The organism is Lacinutrix sp. WUR7 (assembly GCF_016864015.1).
GTDB lineage: Bacteria > Bacteroidota > Bacteroidia > Flavobacteriales > Flavobacteriaceae > Oceanihabitans.
Map to the genome: position 1 here is coordinate 2,363,109 of NZ_CP045067.1, position 22,667 is coordinate 2,385,775.

A 22,667-nucleotide genomic window follows, 5' to 3' on the forward strand; every position below is an offset into this window, starting at 1 on the left:
AAATAAATTATAACATTACATTTATTAATAGGTTTATTTTATTCCTAGTAGATTTATGACTTTCAAAAGTGTCGTTTATTTGTTTTTTTAAAATTATTATATATAAATTGCTTCTATTACAACTTCAAACTGTCTTAAATGTCTTTAAAATAGTTTTCTGTTATTTAAACTCACTTACAAAATGAAATTTAAGACTTGGATATTTTTGTTGTGTCATTTGTAAAGAAAATGCAGAGTCTGCTAAAAATACGAGTTGATTTCTTTTGTCTTTCGCTAAAAAACGTTGTTTTACTCTTATAAACTCTTTGTATTCTTCACTTTTTTCATTTTCAGTTTCTATCCAACAAGCTTTAAAAACATTTAAATTTTCATAGGTACATTTCGCACCATATTCATGTTCTAATCGGTATTGTATAACTTCATATTGTAATGCGCCAACGGTACCAATAACCTTTCTTCCATTTAATTCTAAAGTAAATAATTGGGCAACACCTTCATCCATTAATTGATCTATACCTTTGTTTAATTGTTTAGATTTCATTGGATCCGCATTATTTATATATCTAAAATGCTCTGGTGAGAAACTAGGTACACCTTTGTAATTTAGTATTTCACCTTCGGTTAAGGTGTCTCCAATTTTAAAGGTTCCGGTATCTTGTAAGCCTACAATATCACCAGGATAGGAGATGTCTACAATTTCTTTCTTCTCTGCAAAGAAGGCATTAGGACTAGAAAATTTTACTTTTTTATTATGTCTAACGTGCAAGTACTGTGTATTTCTTTTAAATTCTCCAGATACTATTTTAACAAATGCCAAACGGTTTCTATGGTTGGGATCCATGTTGGCGTGAATTTTAAAAACAAAGCCAGAGAACTTATCTTCATCCGGTTTTACTAATCGTTCTTCACTTTGCTTTGGTCTAGGTTTAGGTGCTATTTCAACAAAACAATCTAATAATTCACGTACTCCAAAACTATTTAAAGCAGAACCAAAAAACACAGGTTGTAGCGTACCATCTAAATATTCTTTATTGTTAAAACTTGGATAAATACCTTCTACTAATTCTATTTCTTCTCTTAGTGTTTCTGCTGCTTTATCTCCAACTAATTTATTTAATTCACTAGAGTTTAAATCCGAAATCTCTATAGTTTCTTCAATATTCTTTCGGCTATCACCACTAAATAAGTTTATATTCTTTTCCCATAAATTATAGATTCCTTTAAAGTCGTAACCCATTCCAATTGGAAAACTTAAGGGAGTTACTCGTAAACCTAATTTTTGCTCTATTTCATCAAGGAGTTCAAAAGCATCTTTACCTTCACGATCCATTTTGTTAATAAATACAATCATTGGTATATTACGCATTCTACAAACTTCAACCAATTTTTCCGTCTGCTCTTCAACTCCTTTTGCTACATCAATTACCACAATAACACTGTCAACAGCAGTAAGGGTTCTAAAAGTATCTTCAGCAAAATCTTTATGTCCGGGTGTATCTAAAATATTAATTTTTATACCATTATATTCAAAAGCTAATACAGAAGTAGCTACAGATATTCCACGCTGTCTTTCAATCTCCATGAAATCACTAGTAGCACCTTTCTTTATTTTATTACTTTTTACTGCTCCAGCTTCTTGAATAGCTCCTCCAAATAATAGTAATTTCTCTGTTAGAGTTGTCTTACCAGCATCGGGATGAGAGATAATTCCAAAGGTTCTTCTTCGTTTGATTTCGTCTGTAAATTTCATAAAAAATAATTTTGGTAAATATACTTAAGACAAATATTTTTTGAGGAATTTTGAGAGAGTAATTTTTCCTTATTACTACATAACTTTAATCTATAAATGGAAAGATGATAACTATATAAAAATAAAATGCTTTTGTTTTAATATGGGTAGTTTGGAAATAATTGCCAAATTGTGATTTCCTTTTAACTTATTTAAAGATATTAATAACCATTATCAACTTCTTTTACTTTTTACTGGTTGTAAATTATAGAAATGTTAGACAACCAAACACTTCATATTTTAGTTTATGATTATAAATTACATACTTCATCGATTAATTATGTTAGGTCATCGTTTATACTAGTCTTGTTTGACGTTTAGAGCTATTTTTGCCTCAGATTTTGGGGATTTTGGCTAAAAATCAATAGAACTCATTTTTTGTCGGCTATTTTTACTATTTATCGAATTAACTGAACAATTTTATTAAATCGCTTTGTGGAAAATATTGTAATGATATTTTTGTCTTTAATAGCAAATTACGGAAAACCCGTAAAAAATAATTAAACGTTATTTCTCCCTAAGAGAATGAATAATTATTACAAATTTTTATTAAATACAACTAACACTAGGTGTTGTGCTAGTTTTTTGTGCGAAATAATTAATATGTTTTGTGATGCCTGCATTACAAAACATTTTTTATATAATAAAAAATAAATTACCCTCCATAATATGAAAATCTTTACTCGATTCTCGATTTTTAAATTGAACAATTTAAGAATAATGTTTTTATTCTTTTTATTTCTAGCTATTCCAAGATTACATGCTCAAACTCAATGTGAAGTGGGGTATACATGTCCTGGACAGCCATCATCTTGTACTTACACATATAGTAATGGTTCTTGGTTTCCTAATATGCCTCAAGTAGGAATCACGGCGACGGAAAGTATTTGTATTTTGTCTGATTATACTTGGAATTATAATTTTGAAGCCAAGGGTACAATTTATATAGCTCCAAATATAACGGTAAATGCAACCTTTCAAAAGGTTAGCACCTTAGTTGTTGAGGGTACATTAAATATTACAAATAATGTTGATGTTAGTAATGGAGTTGTGAATGTTTGTAATGAAGGGGTGCTTAATACTAGTGTTTTAAATGTTTCTTCAACATCAGTGATAAATAACGCTGGAGAAATTATTATAAACAGTTCCAATGGAATCACATTCAATAGTGGTGTAACAGTTAATAATTATGATGGTGCTAATTTTGTGATGAATGGTGGTTCTAATGGTATTATACTTGATGGAATCATTAGTAACTGTGGTATAATTAGAGCAAACACTTCTGGTGATACTCAATTTAATGCTAATTCTCAGATATATAACGCTTGTACTTTCTATGTTGAGAATGATTTAAGAATAGATAGGGTTTTTACAAACGATGGTTTAATCGTTTCAGGTGGAACTCTTAGAATAAATAATGGAATCGTAACCAATAACGGAGTTTTTGATGCAACAGATGTAATCGTTGACGGTACAACACAGCAATTGAATGGTAATAACTCAACCTCTTTATTAATAGCAAGTGGTTCGGTTACATTAACGAATGGAGGGGATATTACAGATCATTTTTATTACGGACCAACAATAACAGCATGTAGTAATGGATGTGATGCAGGTGTAACTTTAGTAGACGATGTATATAGAAATTATGTGTCAACAGAAGAATATTTAGAATCTTGTGGAGGGTTAATATGTTCTGCTGAAACAGATTTTACGGATCCAGTAATTATGTGCCCTGCTAATATTGAGCAAGTTACATCTGGTAGTGGGGAGGCTATAGTAATTCCAGATCCTGTTTATTCAGATAATTGTCTTGTAGACACATTAGTTTGGGAAATGACTGGAGCAACAACAGGTAGTTCTTCAGTAACAGGAGAAAATGTTGTAGGAACACAAACATTTAATATAGGTGTTACAACAGTTACATATACAGTTACAGATGTAGCTGGTAGATCTGTTGTATGTTCTTTTACTGTTACTATAATTTTAAATGATTCAGATGGAGATGGTGTTATTGATGATGAGGATGTTTGTAACGGTTTTGATGACACTTTAGATGCAGATAATGATACTGTGCCAGATGGTTGTGATCTAGATGATGATAATGATGGTATTTTGGATACTGTTGAAAATAGCCAATGTGTTGTAGGAATACCTTCTAATTCTGGTGCATGGACTGCGTCAGGAAATGGTTCAAGTACAACTTGGAGTACCTCTGCAGGTTTAGTTAATATATCGGCTTCAGCTACAAATTATGGTGCTGGAACAGGATTTGCTTTAAATGATTTTGAAACAACGGATACAATGGCATGTAGTGGAGCTTATAGTGAGCCGACTATTGTTGGAAACCCTTCGTTAAGTATAAGACATACATTTCACCCTGATGGAAATATAAACGGAACATCAAGTACAGGGCAAATTACTTTTGATTTTGGAGTTAATGTTATTAATCCAGTAATACATTTCGACCGATTAGGAGGTGGAGGAGGTATGAATCTTAGCACTACTTCATCATTAATTACTGTATTGAATTCGGAAATCTCTTTAACAGAACTGCAACAAAATGACGTCCACTTTGTAACAACATCAAAGACAATAACTAGAAGTAGTGGTGTTATTTATAATTCTACTCCTTCAGAATGTGGTACTCCATTAGATGGTACCGCTGCAGGAAGTGTTAGGTTAAACGGTGTGTTTAGATCATTGACAATAGAAATTTCTATGAATCCTAATGAAAATGGGCTTGTAAATGATAGATGGGAAATAGCTTTTAGTGATATTATTCAGGCTCCGGATTGTGATAATGATGGAATACCGAATAGTTTAGATACAGATAGTGACAATGATGGTTGTCCAGATGCTTTAGAAGGAGGAGATAATATTTTAGCTGCAAACGTGAATCCGGATGGAACACTGGATGGGACTGCAAACGCATCTACTAATGGAGTACCTAATAATGTAAGTGCTACTATGGGGCAACCAATAGGTGGCTCAATAGATGGAACCCCTTCAGATGCATTCGGACAATGTGATTCTGATGGAGATGGTGTTATAGATGATAATGATATATGTAATGGTTTTGATGATACTGTAGATACAGATAATGATACCGTGCCTGATGGTTGTGATTTAGATAATGATAATGATGGTATTACAGATATTAATGAAGGTATTTGTACTTCACCAGTACAATCTGGTGCATGGACTTTAGTTAGTGGTACAGAAGCTACTTTCGATTATGGAAATGGAGTTGTTGCAAGATTAATAACAAATTCTACAGGATTTCAAGCAAATGGAGCAGAGAATTTTAATACAGAAGCTTTTTGGTCTGAAAATTTAAGTGGAGACGCCTCACTAGTAAGAGAATATAGTTGGGGAAGTACTTTAACGGTTTCTTTTGAAGATGCAACTGGAGACCCTATAAATGTTACAAATCCTAAATTACATGTAGATAGACTAGGAGGTAGTGATGGTATTACGGAAAACAGTGCTTTAATGACATTGCAAGGAGGTTTAACTTGGACTAAGTTAATTGGGTCTGGTACTTCAGATTTTCAAGTAACATCAAATACCGCAAGAGATAGTGGTTCTGGAAATCCAATAGGTACTGGTTATACTTTTGAAAGTACAGAAGGTGTTGCAGATGGTACAGCAGCAGGATCATTGCAAATCAATGGTAATTTATCAACTTTTACTATTCAATTTGTACAAGATGGTGTTTCTGGTGTGCTTTCAGATGGAATTGAGTTTATTCTTTTTGCTTGTCCAGATTTAGATACAGATGGTGATTTAATACCAGATTATTTAGATACTGATAGTGATGATGATGGTTGTTTTGATGCAATAGAAGGTGGAGATGATATTGATTCTTCTAGTGTTAATAGTACAACTGGACAATTAACAGGTGTTGTAGATATTAACACAGGTCTTACAGATGATGTAGTGAATGCAACAACAGGTCAAACTGTGGGGAATTCTATTGATGATGGTGTAAATTCATGTCAAGGTGATTTAACGGGAGTTGTATTCGAAGACCTTAACGGAAACGGAACACAAGAAACTGGCGAATCAGGAATTGCAGATGTAGATGTAACCATTACGGATGTAAATGGAAATGAAACAACAGCAACTACGGATGCTAACGGAACATGGACAGCAACAGATATTCCAGTAGGAGCAGCAGATATTGATGTAGATGAAACTACCTTACCAACAGATATTACCAACACATTAACAAGTACTGGATCAGATCCAGAAACAGTTACGGTATTAGATGGAGTAACAACTACCACAACAGATGATGGTTATGCACCAGTAGTAGGAGGATTAACGGGAGTTGTATTCGAAGACCTTAACGGAAACGGAACACAAGAAACTGGTGAATCAGGAATTGCAGATGTAGATGTAACCATTACGGATGTAAATGGAAATGAAACAACAGCAACTACGGATGCTAACGGAACATGGACAGCAACAGACATTCCAGTAGGAGCAGCAGATATTGATGTAGATGAAACTACCTTACCAACAGATATTACCAACACATTAACAAGTACTGGATCAGATCCAGAAACAGTTACGGTATTAGATGGAGTAACGACTACCACAACAGATGATGGTTATGCACCAGTAGTAGGAGGATTAACGGGAGTTGTATTCGAAGACCTTAACGGAAACGGAACACAAGAAACTGGCGAATCAGGAATTGCAGATGTAGATGTAACCATTACGGATGTAAATGGAAATGAAACAACAGCAACTACGGATGCTAACGGAACATGGACAGCAACAGATATTCCAGTAGGAGCAGCAGATATTGATGTAGATGAAACTACCTTACCAACAGATATTACCAACACATTAACAAGTACTGGATCAGATCCAGAAACAGTTACGGTATTAGATGGAGTAACAACTACCACAACAGATGATGGTTATGCACCAGTAGTAGGAGGATTAACGGGAGTTGTATTCGAAGACCTTAACGGAAACGGAACACAAGAAACTGGCGAATCAGGAATTGCAGATGTAGATGTAACCATTACGGATGTAAATGGAAATGAAACAACAGCAACTACGGATGCTAACGGAACATGGACAGCAACAGATATTCCAGTAGGAGCAGCAGATATTGATGTAGATGAAACTACCTTACCAACAGATATTACCAACACATTAACAAGTACTGGATCAGATCCAGAAACAGTTACGGTATTAGATGGAGTAACGACTACCACAACAGATGATGGTTATGCACCAGTAGTAGGAGGATTAACGGGAGTTGTATTCGAAGACCTTAACGGAAACGGAACACAAGAAACTGGCGAATCAGGAATTGCAGATGTAGATGTAACGATTACGGATGTAAATGGAAATGAAACAACAGCAACTACGGATGCTAACGGAACATGGACAGCAACAGACATTCCAGTAGGAGCAGCAGATATTGATGTAGATGAAACTACTTTACCAACAGATATTACCAACACATTAACAAGTACTGGATCAGATCCAGAAACAGTTACGGTATTAGATGGAGTAACGACTACCACAACAGATGATGGTTATGCACCAGTAGTAGGAGGATTAACGGGAGTTGTATTCGAAGACCTTAACGGAAACGGAACACAAGAAACTGGCGAATCAGGAATTGCAGATGTAGATGTAACCATTACGGATGTAAATGGAAATGAAACAACAGCAACTACGGATGCTAACGGAACATGGACAGCAACAGATATTCCAGTAGGAGCAGCAGATATTGATGTAGATGAAACTACCTTACCAACAGATATTACCAACACATTAACAAGTACTGGATCAGATCCAGAAACAGTTACGGTATTAGATGGAGTAACGACTACCACAACAGATGATGGTTATGCACCAGTAGTAGGAGGATTAACGGGAGTTGTATTCGAAGACCTTAACGGAAACGGAACACAAGAAACTGGCGAATCAGGAATTGCAGATGTAGATGTAACCATTACGGATGTAAATGGAAATGAAACAACAGCAACTACGGATGCTAACGGAACATGGACAGCAACAGATATTCCAGTAGGAGCAGCAGATATTGATGTAGATGAAACTACCTTACCAACAGATATTACCAACACATTAACAAGTACTGGATCAGATCCAGAAACAGTTACGGTATTAGATGGAGTAACGACTACCACAACAGATGATGGTTATGCACCAGTAGTAGGAGGATTAACGGGAGTTGTATTCGAAGATCTTAACGGAAACGGAACACAAGAAACTGGCGAATCAGGAATTGCAGATGTAGATGTAACCATTACGGATGTAAATGGAAATGAAACAACAGCAACTACGGATGCTAACGGAACATGGACAGCAACAGATATTCCAGTAGGAGCAGCAGATATCGATGTAGATGAAACTACTTTACCAACAGATATTACCAACACATTAACAAGTACTGGATCAGATCCAGAAACAGTTACGGTATTAGATGGAGTAACAACTACCACAACAGATGATGGTTATGCACCAGTAGTAGGAGGATTAACGGGAGTTGTATTCGAAGACCTTAACGGAAACGGAACACAAGAAACTGGCGAATCAGGAATTGCAGATGTAGATGTAACCATTACGGATGTAAATGGAAATGAAACAACAGCAACTACGGATGCTAACGGAACATGGACAGCAACAGATATTCCAGTAGGAGCAGCAGATATTGATGTAGATGAAACTACCTTACCAACAGATATTACCAACACATTAACAAGTACTGGATCAGATCCAGAAACAGTTACGGTATTAGATGGAGTAACGACTACCACAACAGATGATGGTTATGCACCAGTAGTAGGAGGATTAACGGGAGTTGTATTCGAAGACCTTAACGGAAACGGAACACAAGAAACTGGCGAATCAGGAATTGCAGATGTAGATGTAACCATTACGGATGTAAATGGAAATGAAACAACAGCAACTACGGATGCTAACGGAACATGGACAGCAACAGATATTCCAGTAGGAGCAGCAGATATCGATGTAGATGAAACTACTTTACCAACAGATATTACCAACACATTAACAAGTACTGGATCAGATCCAGAAACAGTTACGGTATTAGATGGAGTAACAACTACCACAACAGATGATGGTTATGCACCAGTAGTAGGAGGATTAACGGGAGTTGTATTCGAAGACCTTAACGGAAACGGAACACAAGAAACTGGCGAATCAGGAATTGCAGATGTAGATGTAACCATTACGGATGTAAATGGAAATGAAACAACAGCAACTACGGATGCTAACGGAACATGGACAGCAACAGACATTCCAGTAGGAGCAGCAGATATTGATGTAGATGAAACTACCTTACCAACAGATATTACCAACACATTAACAAGTACTGGATCAGATCCAGAAACAGTTACGGTATTAGATGGAGTAACGACTACCACAACAGATGATGGTTATGCACCAGTAGTAGGAGGATTAACGGGAGTTGTATTCGAAGACCTTAACGGAAACGGAACACAAGAAACTGGCGAATCAGGAATTGCAGATGTAGATGTAACCATTACGGATGTAAATGGAAATGAAACAACAGCAACTACGGATGCTAACGGAACATGGACAGCAACAGATATTCCAGTAGGAGCAGCAGATATCGATGTAGATGAAACTACCTTACCAACAGATATTACCAACACATTAACAAGTACTGGATCAGATCCAGAAACAGTAACGGTATTAGATGGAGTAACGACTACGACAACAGATGATGGTTATGCACCAGTAGTAGGAGGATTAACGGGAGTTGTATTCGAAGACCTTAACGGAAACGGAACACAAGAAACTGGCGAATCAGGAATTGCAGATGTAGATGTAACCATTACGGATGTAAATGGAAATGAAACAACAGCAACTACGGATGCTAACGGAACATGGACAGTAACAGACATTCCAGTAGGAGCAGCAGATATTGATGTAGATGAAACTACCTTACCAACAGATATTACCAACACATTAACAAGTACTGGATCAGATCCAGAAACAGTTACGGTATTAGATGGAGTAACGACTACCACAACAGATGATGGTTATGCACCAGTAGTAGGAGGATTAACGGGAGTTGTATTTGAAGACCTTAACGGAAACGGAACACAAGAAACTAGCGAAGCAGGAATTGCAGATGTAGATGTAACGATTACGGATGTAAATGGAAATGAAACAACAGCAACTACGGATGCTAACGGAACATGGACAGCAACAGACATTCCAGTAGGAGCAGCAGATATTGATGTAGATGAAACTACCTTACCAACAGATATTACCAACACATTAACAAGTACTGGATCAGATCCAGAAACAGTTACGGTATTAGATGGAGTAACGACTACCACAACAGATGATGGTTATGCACCAGTAGTAGGAGGATTAACGGGAGTTGTATTCGAAGACCTTAACGGAAACGGAACACAAGAAACTGGCGAATCAGGAATTGCAGATGTAGATGTAACCATTACGGATGTAAATGGAAATGAAACAACAGCAACTACGGATGCTAACGGAACATGGACAGCAACAGATATTCCAGTAGGAGCAGCAGATATCGATGTAGATGAAACTACTTTACCAACAGATATTACCAACACATTAACAAGTACTGGATCAGATCCAGAAACAGTTACGGTATTAGATGGAGTAACAACTACCACAACAGATGATGGTTATGCACCAGTAGTAGGAGGATTAACGGGAGTTGTATTCGAAGACCTTAACGGAAACGGAACACAAGAAACTGGCGAATCAGGAATTGCAGATGTAGATGTAACCATTACGGATGTAAATGGAAATGAAACAACAGCAACTACGGATGCTAACGGAACATGGACAGCAACAGATATTCCAGTAGGAGCAGCAGATATTGATGTAGATGAAACTACCTTACCAACAGATATTACCAACACATTAACAAGTACTGGATCAGATCCAGAAACAGTTACGGTATTAGATGGAGTAACGACTACCACAACAGATGATGGTTATGCACCAGTAGTAGGAGGATTAACGGGAGTTGTATTCGAAGATCTTAACGGAAACGGAACACAAGAAACTGGCGAATCAGGAATTGCAGATGTAGATGTAACCATTACGGATGTAAATGGAAATGAAACAACAGCAACTACGGATGCTAACGGAACATGGACAGCAACAGATATTCCAGTAGGAGCAGCAGATATCGATGTAGATGAAACTACTTTACCAACAGATATTACCAACACATTAACAAGTACTGGATCAGATCCAGAAACAGTTACGGTATTAGATGGAGTAACAACTACCACAACAGATGATGGTTATGCACCAGTAGTAGGAGGATTAACGGGAGTTGTATTCGAAGACCTTAACGGAAACGGAACACAAGAAACTGGCGAATCAGGAATTGCAGATGTAGATGTAACCATTACGGATGTAAATGGAAATGAAACAACAGCAACTACGGATGCTAACGGAACATGGACAGCAACAGATATTCCAGTAGGAGCAGCAGATATTGATGTAGATGAAACTACCTTACCAACAGATATTACCAACACATTAACAAGTACTGGATCAGATCCAGAAACAGTTACGGTATTAGATGGAGTAACGACTACCACAACAGATGATGGTTATGCACCAGTAGTAGGAGGATTAACGGGAGTTGTATTCGAAGACCTTAACGGAAACGGAACACAAGAAACTGGCGAATCAGGAATTGCAGATGTAGATGTAACCATTACGGATGTAAATGGAAATGAAACAACAGCAACTACGGATGCTAACGGAACATGGACAGCAACAGATATTCCAGTAGGAGCAGCAGATATTGATGTAGATGAAACTACCTTACCAACAGATATTACCAACACATTAACAAGTACTGGATCAGATCCAGAAACAGTTACGGTATTAGATGGAGTAACGACTACCACAACAGATGATGGTTATGCACCAGTAGTAGGAGGATTAACGGGAGTTGTATTCGAAGATCTTAACGGAAACGGAACACAAGAAACTGGCGAATCAGGAATTGCAGATGTAGATGTAACCATTACGGATGTAAATGGAAATGAAACAACAGCAACTACGGATGCTAACGGAACATGGACAGCAACAGATATTCCAGTAGGAGCAGCAGATATCGATGTAGATGAAACTACTTTACCAACAGATATTACCAACACATTAACAAGTACTGGATCAGATCCAGAAACAGTTACGGTATTAGATGGAGTAACAACTACCACAACAGATGATGGTTATGCACCAGTAGTAGGAGGATTAACGGGAGTTGTATTCGAAGACCTTAACGGAAACGGAACACAAGAAACTGGCGAATCAGGAATTGCAGATGTAGATGTAACCATTACGGATGTAAATGGAAATGAAACAACAGCAACTACGGATGCTAACGGAACATGGACAGCAACAGATATTCCAGTAGGAGCAGCAGATATTGATGTAGATGAAACTACCTTACCAACAGATATTACCAACACATTAACAAGTACTGGATCAGATCCAGAAACAGTTACGGTATTAGATGGAGTAACAACTACCACAACAGATGATGGTTATGCACCAGTAGTAGGAGGATTAACGGGAGTTGTATTCGAAGACCTTAACGGAAACGGAACACAAGAAACTGGCGAATCAGGAATTGCAGATGTAGATGTAACCATTACGGATGTAAATGGAAATGAAACAACAGCAACTACGGATGCTAACGGAACATGGACAGCAACAGATATTCCAGTAGGAGCAGCAGATATCGATGTAGATGAAACTACTTTACCAACAGATATTACCAACACATTAACAAGTACTGGATCAGATCCAGAAACAGTTACGGTATTAGATGGAGTAACAACTACCACAACAGATGATGGTTATGCACCAGTAGTAGGAGGATTAACGGGAGTTGTATTCGAAGACCTTAACGGAAACGGAACACAAGAAACTGGCGAATCAGGAATTGCAGATGTAGATGTAACCATTACGGATGTAAATGGAAATGAAACAACAGCAACTACGGATGCTAACGGAACATGGACAGCAACAGACATTCCAGTAGGAGCAGCAGATATTGATGTAGATGAAACTACACTTCCAGCAGATATTACAGATACGTTAACAACAACAGGATCTGACCCAGAAACAGTAACTGTAGGAACGGGAACAAACGCAACAACAGATGATGGTTATGCACCAGCAGTAGGAGATATCAGCGGATTAGTATTCGAAGATATTAACGGCGATGGAGTTCAAGACCCAGGAGAAGAAGGAATTGCAGATGTAGATGTTATCATTACCGATATAAACGGTAATCCAATAACAGTAACTACAGGATCTGACGGAACATGGACAGCAACAGACATCCCGGTAGGAGATGCAACAGTTAATGTAGATGAATCTACCTTACCAACAGATGTAAGTAGCACTTTAACTACCACTGGTTCTGATCCAGAAACAGTAACAGTAACCGAAGGACCAAATACTAGTACAGCAGATGGATATTCTCCAGTAACGGCAGAATTAACCGGAGTTGTATTTGCCGATACTAACGGAAACGGTGTTCAAGATGCCGGAGAAGATGGAATTGCAGGAGTAGATGTTATCATTACCGATGTAAATAGTACACCAACTACAGTAACTACAGGAGCAGACGGAAGTTGGTCATTAAACAATGTACCAGTAGGTGATGCAACCGTAGATGTAGATGAAAGTACTTTACCAGCAAACATAACAAGTACCTTAACTACTACAAATTCTGACCCAGAAACAGTAACTGTAGGAACGGGAACAAACGCAACAACAGATGATGGTTATGCACCAGCAGTAGGAGATATCAGCGGATTAGTATTCGAAGATATCAATGGCGATGGTGTTCAAGATCCAGGCGAAGATGGAATTGCAGATGTAGATGTTATTATTACCGATGTAAATGGTAACCCAGTAACAGTAACTACAGGATCTGACGGAACATGGACAGCAACAGACATCCCGGTAGGAGATGCAACAGTTAATGTAGATGAATCTACCTTACCAACAGATGTAAGTAGCACTTTAACTACCACTGGTTCTGATCCAGAAACAGTAACAGTAACCGAAGGACCAAATACCAGTACAGCAGATGGATATTCTCCAGTAACGGCAGAATTAACCGGAGTTGTATTTGCCGATACTAACGGAAACGGAATTCAAGATGCAGGTGAAGATGGTATTGCAGGAGTAGATGTTATCATTACCGATGTAAATAGTACACCAACTACAGTAACTACAGGAGCAGACGGAAGTTGGTCATTAAACAATGTACCAGTAGGTGATGCAACCGTAGATGTAGATGAAAGTACTTTACCAGCAAACATAACAAGTACCTTAACTACTACAAATTCTGACCCAGAAACAGTAATTGTAGGAACGGGAACAAACGCAACAACAGATGATGGTTATGCACCAGCAGTAGGAGATATCAGCGGATTAGTATTCGAAGATATCAATGGCGATGGTGTTCAAGATCCAGGCGAAGATGGAATTGCAGATGTAGATGTTATTATTACCGATGTAAATGGTAACCCAGTAACAGTAACTACAGGATCTCACGGAACATGGACAGCAACAGACATTCCAGTAGGAGATGCAACAGTTAATGTAGATGAATCTACCTTACCAACAGATGTAAGTAGCACTTTAACTACCACTGGTTCTGATCCAGAAACAGTAACAGTAACCGAAGGACCAAATACTAGTACAGCAGATGGATATTCTCCAGTAACGGCAGAATTAACCGGAATTGTATTTGCCGATACTAACGGAAACGGTGTTCAAGATGCCGGAGAAGATGGAATTGCAGGAGTAGATGTTATCATTACCGATGTAAATAGTACACCAACTACAGTAACTACAGGAGCAGACGGAAGTTGGTCATTAAACAATGTACCAGTAGGTGATGCAACCGTAGATGTAGATGAAAGTACTTTACCAGCAAACATAACAAGTACCTTAACTACTACAAATTCTGACCCAGAAACAGTAACTGTAGGAACGGGAACAAACGCAACAACAGATGATGGTTATGCACCAGCAGTAGGAGATATCAGCGGATTAGTATTCGAAGATATCAATGGCGATGGTGTTCAAGATCCAGGCGAAGATGGAATTGCAGATGTAGATGTTATTATTACCGATGTAAATGGTAACCCAGTAACAGTAACTACAGGATCTGACGGAACATGGACAGCAACAGACATCCCGGTAGGAGATGCAACAGTTAATGTAGATGAATCTACCTTACCAACAGATGTAAGTAGCACTTTAACTACCACTGGTTCTGATCCAGAAACAGTAACAGTAACCGAAGGACCAAATACTAGTACAGCAGATGGATATTCTCCAGTAACGGCAGAATTAACCGGAGTTGTATTTGCCGATACTAACGGAAACGGAATTCAAGATGCAGGTGAAGATGGTATTGCAGGAGTAGATGTTATCATTACCGATGTAAATAGTACACCAACTACAGTAACTACAGGAGCAGACGGAAGTTGGTCATTAAACAATGTACCAGTAGGTGATGCAACCGTAGATGTAGATGAAAGTACTTTACCAGCAAACATAACAAGTACCTTAACTACTACAAATTCTGACCCAGAAACAGTAATTGTAGGAACGGGAACAAACGCAACAACAGATGATGGTTATGCACCAGCAGTAGGAGATATCAGCGGATTAGTATTCGAAGATATCAATGGCGATGGTGTTCAAGATCCAGGCGAAGATGGAATTGCAGATGTAGATGTTATTATTACCGATGTAAATGGTAACCCAGTAACAGTAACTACAGGATCTGACGGAACATGGACAGCAACAGACATTCCAGTAGGAGATGCAACAGTTAATGTAGATGAATCTACCTTACCAACAGATGTAAGTAGCACTTTAACTACCACTGGTTCTGATCCAGAAACAGTAACAGTAACCGAAGGACCAAATACTAGTACAGCAGATGGATATTCTCCAGTAACGGCAGAATTAACCGGAATTGTATTTGCCGATACTAACGGAAACGGTGTTCAAGATGCCGGAGAAGATGGAATTGCAGGAGTAGATGTTATCATTACCGATGTAAATAGTACACCAACTACAGTAACTACAGGAGCAGACGGAAGTTGGTCATTAAACAATGTACCAGTAGGTGATGCAACCGTAGATGTAGATGAAAGTACTTTACCAGCAAACATAACAAGTACCTTAACTACTACAAATTCTGACCCAGAAACAGTAACTGTAGGAACGGGAACAAACGCAACAACAGATGATGGTTATGCACCAGCAGTAGGAGATATCAGCGGATTAGTATTCGAAGATATCAATGGCGATGGTGTTCAAGATCCAGGCGAAGATGGAATTGCAGATGTAGATGTTATTATTACCGATGTAAATGGTAACCCAGTAACAGTAACTACAGGATCTGACGGAACATGGACAGCAACAGACATCCCGGTAGGAGATGCAACAGTTAATGTAGATGAATCTACCTTACCAACAGATGTAAGTAGCACTTTAACTACCACTGGTTCTGATCCAGAAACAGTAACAGTAACCGAAGGACCAAATACTAGTACAGCAGATGGATATTCTCCAGTAACGGCAGAATTAACCGGAGTTGTATTTGCCGATACTAACGGAAACGGTGTTCAAGATGCCGGAGAAGATGGAATTGCAGGAGTAGATGTTATCATTACCGATGTAAATAGTACACCAACTACAGTAACTACAGGAGCAGACGGAAGCTGGTCATTAAACAATATACCAGTAGGCGATGCAACCGTAGATGTAGATGAAAGTACTTTACCAGCAAACATAACAAGTACCTTAACTACTACAAATTCTGACCCAGAAACAGTAATTGTAGGAACGGGAACAAACGCAACAACAGATGATGGTTATGCACCAGCAGTAGGAGATATCAGCGGATTAGTATTCGAAGATATCAATGGCGATGGTGTTCAAGATCCAGGCGAAGATGGAATTGCAGATGTAGATGTTATTATTACCGATGTAAATGGTAACCCAGTAACAGTAACTACAGGATCTGACGGAACATGGACAGCAACAGACATCCCGGTAGGAGATGCAACAGTTAATGTAGATGAATCTACCTTACCAACAGATGTAAGTAGCACTTTAACTACCACTGGTTCTGATCCAGAAACAGTAACAGTAACCGAAGGACCAAATACTAGTACAGCAGATGGATATTCTCCAGTAACGGCAGAATTAACCGGAATTGTATTTGCCGATACTAACGGAAATGGTGTTCAAGATGCCGGAGAAGATGGAATTGCAGGAGTAGATGTTATCATTATCGATGTAAATAGTACACCAACTACAGTAACTACAGGAGCAGACGGAAGTTGGTCATTAAACAATGTACCAGTAGGTGATGCAACCGTAGATGTAGATGAAAGTACTTTACCAGCAAACATAACAAGTACCTTAACTACTACAAATTCTGACCCAGAAACAGTAACTGTAGGAACGGGAACAAACGCAACAACAGATGATGGTTATGCACCAGCAGTAGGAGATATCAGCGGATTAGTATTCGAAGATATCAATGGCGATGGTGTTCAAGATCCAGGCGAAGATGGAATTGCAGATGTAGATGTTATTATTACCGATGTAAATGGTAACCCAGTAACAGTAACTACAGGATCTGACGGAACATGGACAGCAACAGACATCCCGGTAGGAGATGCAACAGTTAATGTAGATGAATCTACCTTACCAACAGATGTAAGTAGCACTTTAACTACCACTGGTTCTGATCCAGAAACAGTAACAGTAACCGAAGGACCAAATACTAGTACAGCAGATGGATATTCTCCAGTAACGGCAGAATTAACCGGAGTTGTATTTGCCGATACTAACGGAAATGGTGTTCAAGATGCCGGAGAAGATGGAATTGCAGGAGTAGATGTTATCATTACCGATGTAAATAGTACACCAACTACAGTAACTACAGGAGCAGACGGAAGTTGGTCATTAAACAATGTACCAGTAGGTGATGCAACCGTAGATGTAGATGAAAGTACTTTACCAGCAAACATAACAAGTACCTTAACTACTACAAATTCTGACCCAGAAACAGTAACTGTAGTAGACGGACCAAATGCAACAACAAATGATGGTTATGCACCAGCAGTAGGAGATTTAATAGGAATTGTATTTGAAGATACCAACGGAAACGGAGTTCAAGATGCAGATGAAGATGGAATTGGAGATGTAGATGTTGTCATTACAGATGTTGACGGAACAGTAACCACAGTAACAACTGGCGCAGATGGGACATGGACATTAGAAGATGTACCAGTAGGAGATGCAACGGTAGATGTGGATGAAACAACGTTACCAACAGATGTAAGTGGAGATTTAACAACAACAGGATCAGATCCAGAAACAGTAACAGTTGCAGAAGTTGATAACTCAACATTAGATGATGGATATGCACCAGTAGTAGTAGATCCTTGCCCTTCACCAACAGATACCGATGGTGACGGACTTACAGATTGTGAGGAAACAACAGGAATTGATGATCCATTAACTCCATTAGATCCAAATGATTTCGGAGATGGTATTTCAGATCCAAATGATCCATGTGATCCAATCGGAATAAATAGTACAGATACCGATGGTGACGGACTTACAGATTGTGAGGAAACAACAGGAATTGATGATCCATTAACTCCATTAGATCCAAATGATTTCGGAGATGGTATTTCAGATCCAAATGATCCATGTGATCCAATCGGAATAAACAGTACAGATACCGATGGTGACGGACTTACAGATTGTGAGGAAACAACAGGAATTGATGATCCATTAACTCCATTAGATCCAAACGATTTCGGAGATGGTATTTCAGATCCAAATGATCCATGTGATCCAATCGGAATAAACAGCACGGATACCGATGGTGACGGACTTACAGATTGTGAGGAAACAACAGGAATTGATGATCCATTAACTCCATTAGATCCAAATGATTTCGGAGATGGTATTTCAGATCCAAATGATCCATGTGATCCAATCGGAATAAATAGTACAGATACCGATGGTGACGGACTTACAGATTGTGAGGAAACAACAGGAATTGATGATCCATTAACTCCATTAGATCCAAATGATTTCGGAGATGGTATTTCAGATCCAAACGATCCATGTGATCCAATCGGAATAAATAGTACAGATACCGATGGTGACGGACTTACAGATTGTGAGGAAACAACAGGAATTGATGATCCATTAACTCCATTAGATCCAAATGATTTCGGAGATGGTATTTCAGATCCAAATGATCCATGTGATCCAATCGGAATAAACAGCACGGATACCGATGGTGACGGACTTACAGATTGTGAGGAAACAACAGGAATTGATGATCCATTAACTCCATTAGATCCAAATGATTTCGGAGATGGTATTTCAGATCCAAATGATCCATGTGATCCAATCGGAATAAATAGTACAGATACCGATGGTGACGGACTTACAGATTGTGAGGAAACAACAGGAATTGATGATCCATTAACTCCATTAGATCCAAATGATTTCGGAGATGGTATTTCAGATCCAAATGATCCATGTGATCCAATCGGAATAAATAGTACAGATACCGATGGTGACGGACTTACAGATTGTGAGGAAACAACAGGAATTGATGATCCATTAACTCCATTAGATCCAAATGATTTCGGAGATGGTATTTCAGATCCAAACGATCCATGTGATCCAATCGGAATAAATAGTACAGATACCGATGGTGACGGACTTACAGATTGTGAGGAAACAACAGGAATTGATGATCCATTAACTCCATTAGATCCAAATGATTTCGGAGATGGTATTTCAGATCCAAATGATCCATGTGATCCAATCGGAATAAACAGCACGGATACCGATGGTGACGGACTTACAGATTGTGAGGAAACAACAGGAATTGATGATCCATTAACTCCATTAGATCCAAATGATTTCGGAGATGGTATTTCAGATCCAAATGATCCATGTGATCCAATCGGAATAAATAGTACAGATACCGATGGTGACGGACTTACAGATTGTGAGGAAACAACAGGAATTGATGATCCATTAACTCCATTAGATCCAAATGATTTCGGAGATGGTATTTCAGATCCAAACGATCCATGTGATCCAATCGGAATAAATAGTACAGATACCGATGGTGACGGACTTACAGATTGTGAGGAAACAACAGGAATTGATGATCCATTAACTCCATTAAATCCAAATGATTTCGGAGATGGTATTTCAGATCCAAACGATCCATGTGATCCAATTGGAATAAACAGTACAGATACCGATGGTGACGGACTTACAGATTGTGAGGAAACAACAGGAATTGATGATCCATTAACTCCATTAGATCCAAACGATTTCGGAGATGGTATTTCAGATCCAAATGATCCATGTGATCCAATCGGAATAAACAGCACGGATACCGATGGTGACGGACTTACAGATTGTGAGGAAACAACAGGAATTGATGATCCATTAACTCCATTAGATCCAAATGATTTCGGAGATGGTATTTCAGATCCAAATGATCCATGTGATCCAATCGGAATAAATAGTACAGATACCGATGGTGACGGACTTACAGATTGTGAGGAAACAACAGGAATTGATGATCCATTAACTCCATTAGATCCAAATGATTTCGGAGATGGTATTTCAGATCCAAATGATCCATGTGATCCAATTGGAATAAATAGTACAGATACCGATGGTGACGGACTTACAGATTGTGAGGAAACAACAGGAATTGATGATCCATTAACTCCATTAGATCCAAATGATTTCGGAGATGGTATTTCAGATCCAAACGATCCATGTGATCCAATCGGAATAAATAGTACAGATACCGATGGTGACGGACTTACAGATTGTGAGGAAACAACAGGAATTGATGATCCATTAACTCCATTAGATCCAAATGATTTCGGAGATGGTATTTCAGATCCAAACGATCCATGTGATCCAATTGGAATAAACAGCACGGATACCGATGGTGACGGACTTACAGATTGTGAGGAAACAACAGGAATTGATGATCCATTAACTCCATTAGATCCAAACGATTTCGGAGATGGTATTTCAGATCCAAATGATCCATGTGATCCAATCGGAATAAACAGCACGGATACCGATGGTGACGGACTTACAGATTGTGAGGAAACAACAGGAATTGATGATCCATTAACTCCATTAGATCCAAATGATTTCGGAGATGGTATTTCAGATCCAAATGATCCATGTGATCCAATTGGAATAAATAGTACAGATACCGATGGTGACGGACTTACAGATTGTGAGGAAACAACAGGAATTGATGATCCATTAACTCCATTAGATCCAAATGATTTCGGAGATGGTATTTCAGATCCAAATGATCCATGTGATCCAATTGGAATAAATAGTACAGATACCGATGGTGACGGACTTACAGATTGTGAGGAAACAACAGGAATTGATGATCCATTAACTCCATTAGATCCAAATGATTTCGGAGATGGTATTTCAGATCCAAATGATCCATGTGATCCAATTGGAATAAATAGTACAGATACCGATGGTGACGGACTTACAGATTGTGAGGAAACAACAGGAATTGATGATCCATTAACTCCATTAGATCCAAATGATTTCGGAGATGGTATTTCAGATCCAAACGATCCATGTGATCCAATCGGAATAAACAGTACAGATACCGATGGTGACGGACTTACAGATTGTGAGGAAACAACAGGAATTGATGATCCATTAACTCCATTAGATCCAAATGATTTCGGAGATGGTATTTCAGATCCAAACGATCCATGTGATCCAACAGGTTTATGTGATACAGATGGCGACGGAGTAATTGATACTACTGAAATAACAAACGGAACGGATCCAAATGATCCATGTTCTTATAATGTAGAGGATATTACAGAAACAATTACAGCAGGAATTGATTGTGATGGTGACGGAGTTATTGATGCAGACGAAGTTATGGATGGAACAGATCCTCATGATTATTGTGATTTTGTAATAGAGAGCGCAACAGTAGATCCATCTGCAGCATGGTTAGCAGATGATTGTGATAATGATAATGTGCCAAATGGAGAAGAATTAGAGTATGGAGATACCGACGGAGATGGTATGCCTAACTTTAATGATACGGATGATGACAATGATGGTGTAGATACTATTAATGAAGATTACACAGATACAGATGTATCAGATGGTGATGTAGATCCAACAGGTGATGGTTTACCGGCAAATGATGATACAGATGGTGATGGTACTCCAGACTATTTAGATACGGATGATGATAATGATGGTATTCTAACTAGTGATGAATATCCTGGTGATGGATTTGGTTTCGATGCCTTTGATAGTGATGGAGATGGCTTGCCAGATTATCTAGAAGTAGATAATGGCGTATTATCAGCATCAGATGATGATATTGAAATATTCAATGCTGTTACTCCAAATGGAGATAATGATAATGATGTATTTACAATTGAAAACATTGAATTATTCCCAGAAAATCAAGTAAGAGTATATAATAGATGGGGAGTTTTAGTCTATGATGCTTTAGGATACGGTCAAAATGGAGAGTATTTTAGTGGTAGATCTAGTGGTAGAGTGACTATTAGTGAAGATGAATTATTACCAGCAGGTACTTACTTCTACGTTGTGACTTATGTTAAGAACGGAGAAACAAAAGAAAAAGCAGGTTACTTATACATCCATAGATAGAATTAAAAAAGGAGGTAGG

At 38.3% G+C, this 22,667-nt stretch carries 2 protein-coding genes; one reads left to right on the forward strand and one right to left on the reverse strand.

Annotated elements, in window-relative coordinates; all coding sequences use genetic code 11:
• Positions 1-160: 160 nt before the first annotated feature.
• Positions 161-1,750 carry a peptide chain release factor 3 gene (locus FG167_RS10335; RefSeq protein WP_203458205.1) on the reverse strand — a complete coding sequence of 530 codons (1,590 nt, stop codon included), beginning with the start codon at positions 1,748-1,750 and terminating at the stop codon, positions 161-163.
• 759 nt (positions 1,751-2,509) lie between these two features.
• Here FG167_RS10335 and FG167_RS10340 point away from each other — a divergent pair.
• A complete protein-coding gene (locus FG167_RS10340) occupies positions 2,510-22,648 on the forward strand; it encodes an SdrD B-like domain-containing protein (protein ID WP_203458206.1) in 20,139 nt (6,712 codons plus the stop codon).
• The last annotated feature ends 19 nt before the right edge of the window (positions 22,649-22,667 follow it).

What these genes read in the sequence shown, in the direction of transcription:
- FG167_RS10335 (WP_203458205.1), bottom strand. Translation starts at nt 1,750, where the DNA reads ATGAAATTTACAGACGAAATCAAACGAAGAAGAACCTTTGGAATTATC.
- FG167_RS10340 (WP_203458206.1), top strand. Translation starts at nt 2,510, where the DNA reads ATGTTTTTATTCTTTTTATTTCTAGCTATTCCAAGATTACATGCTCAA.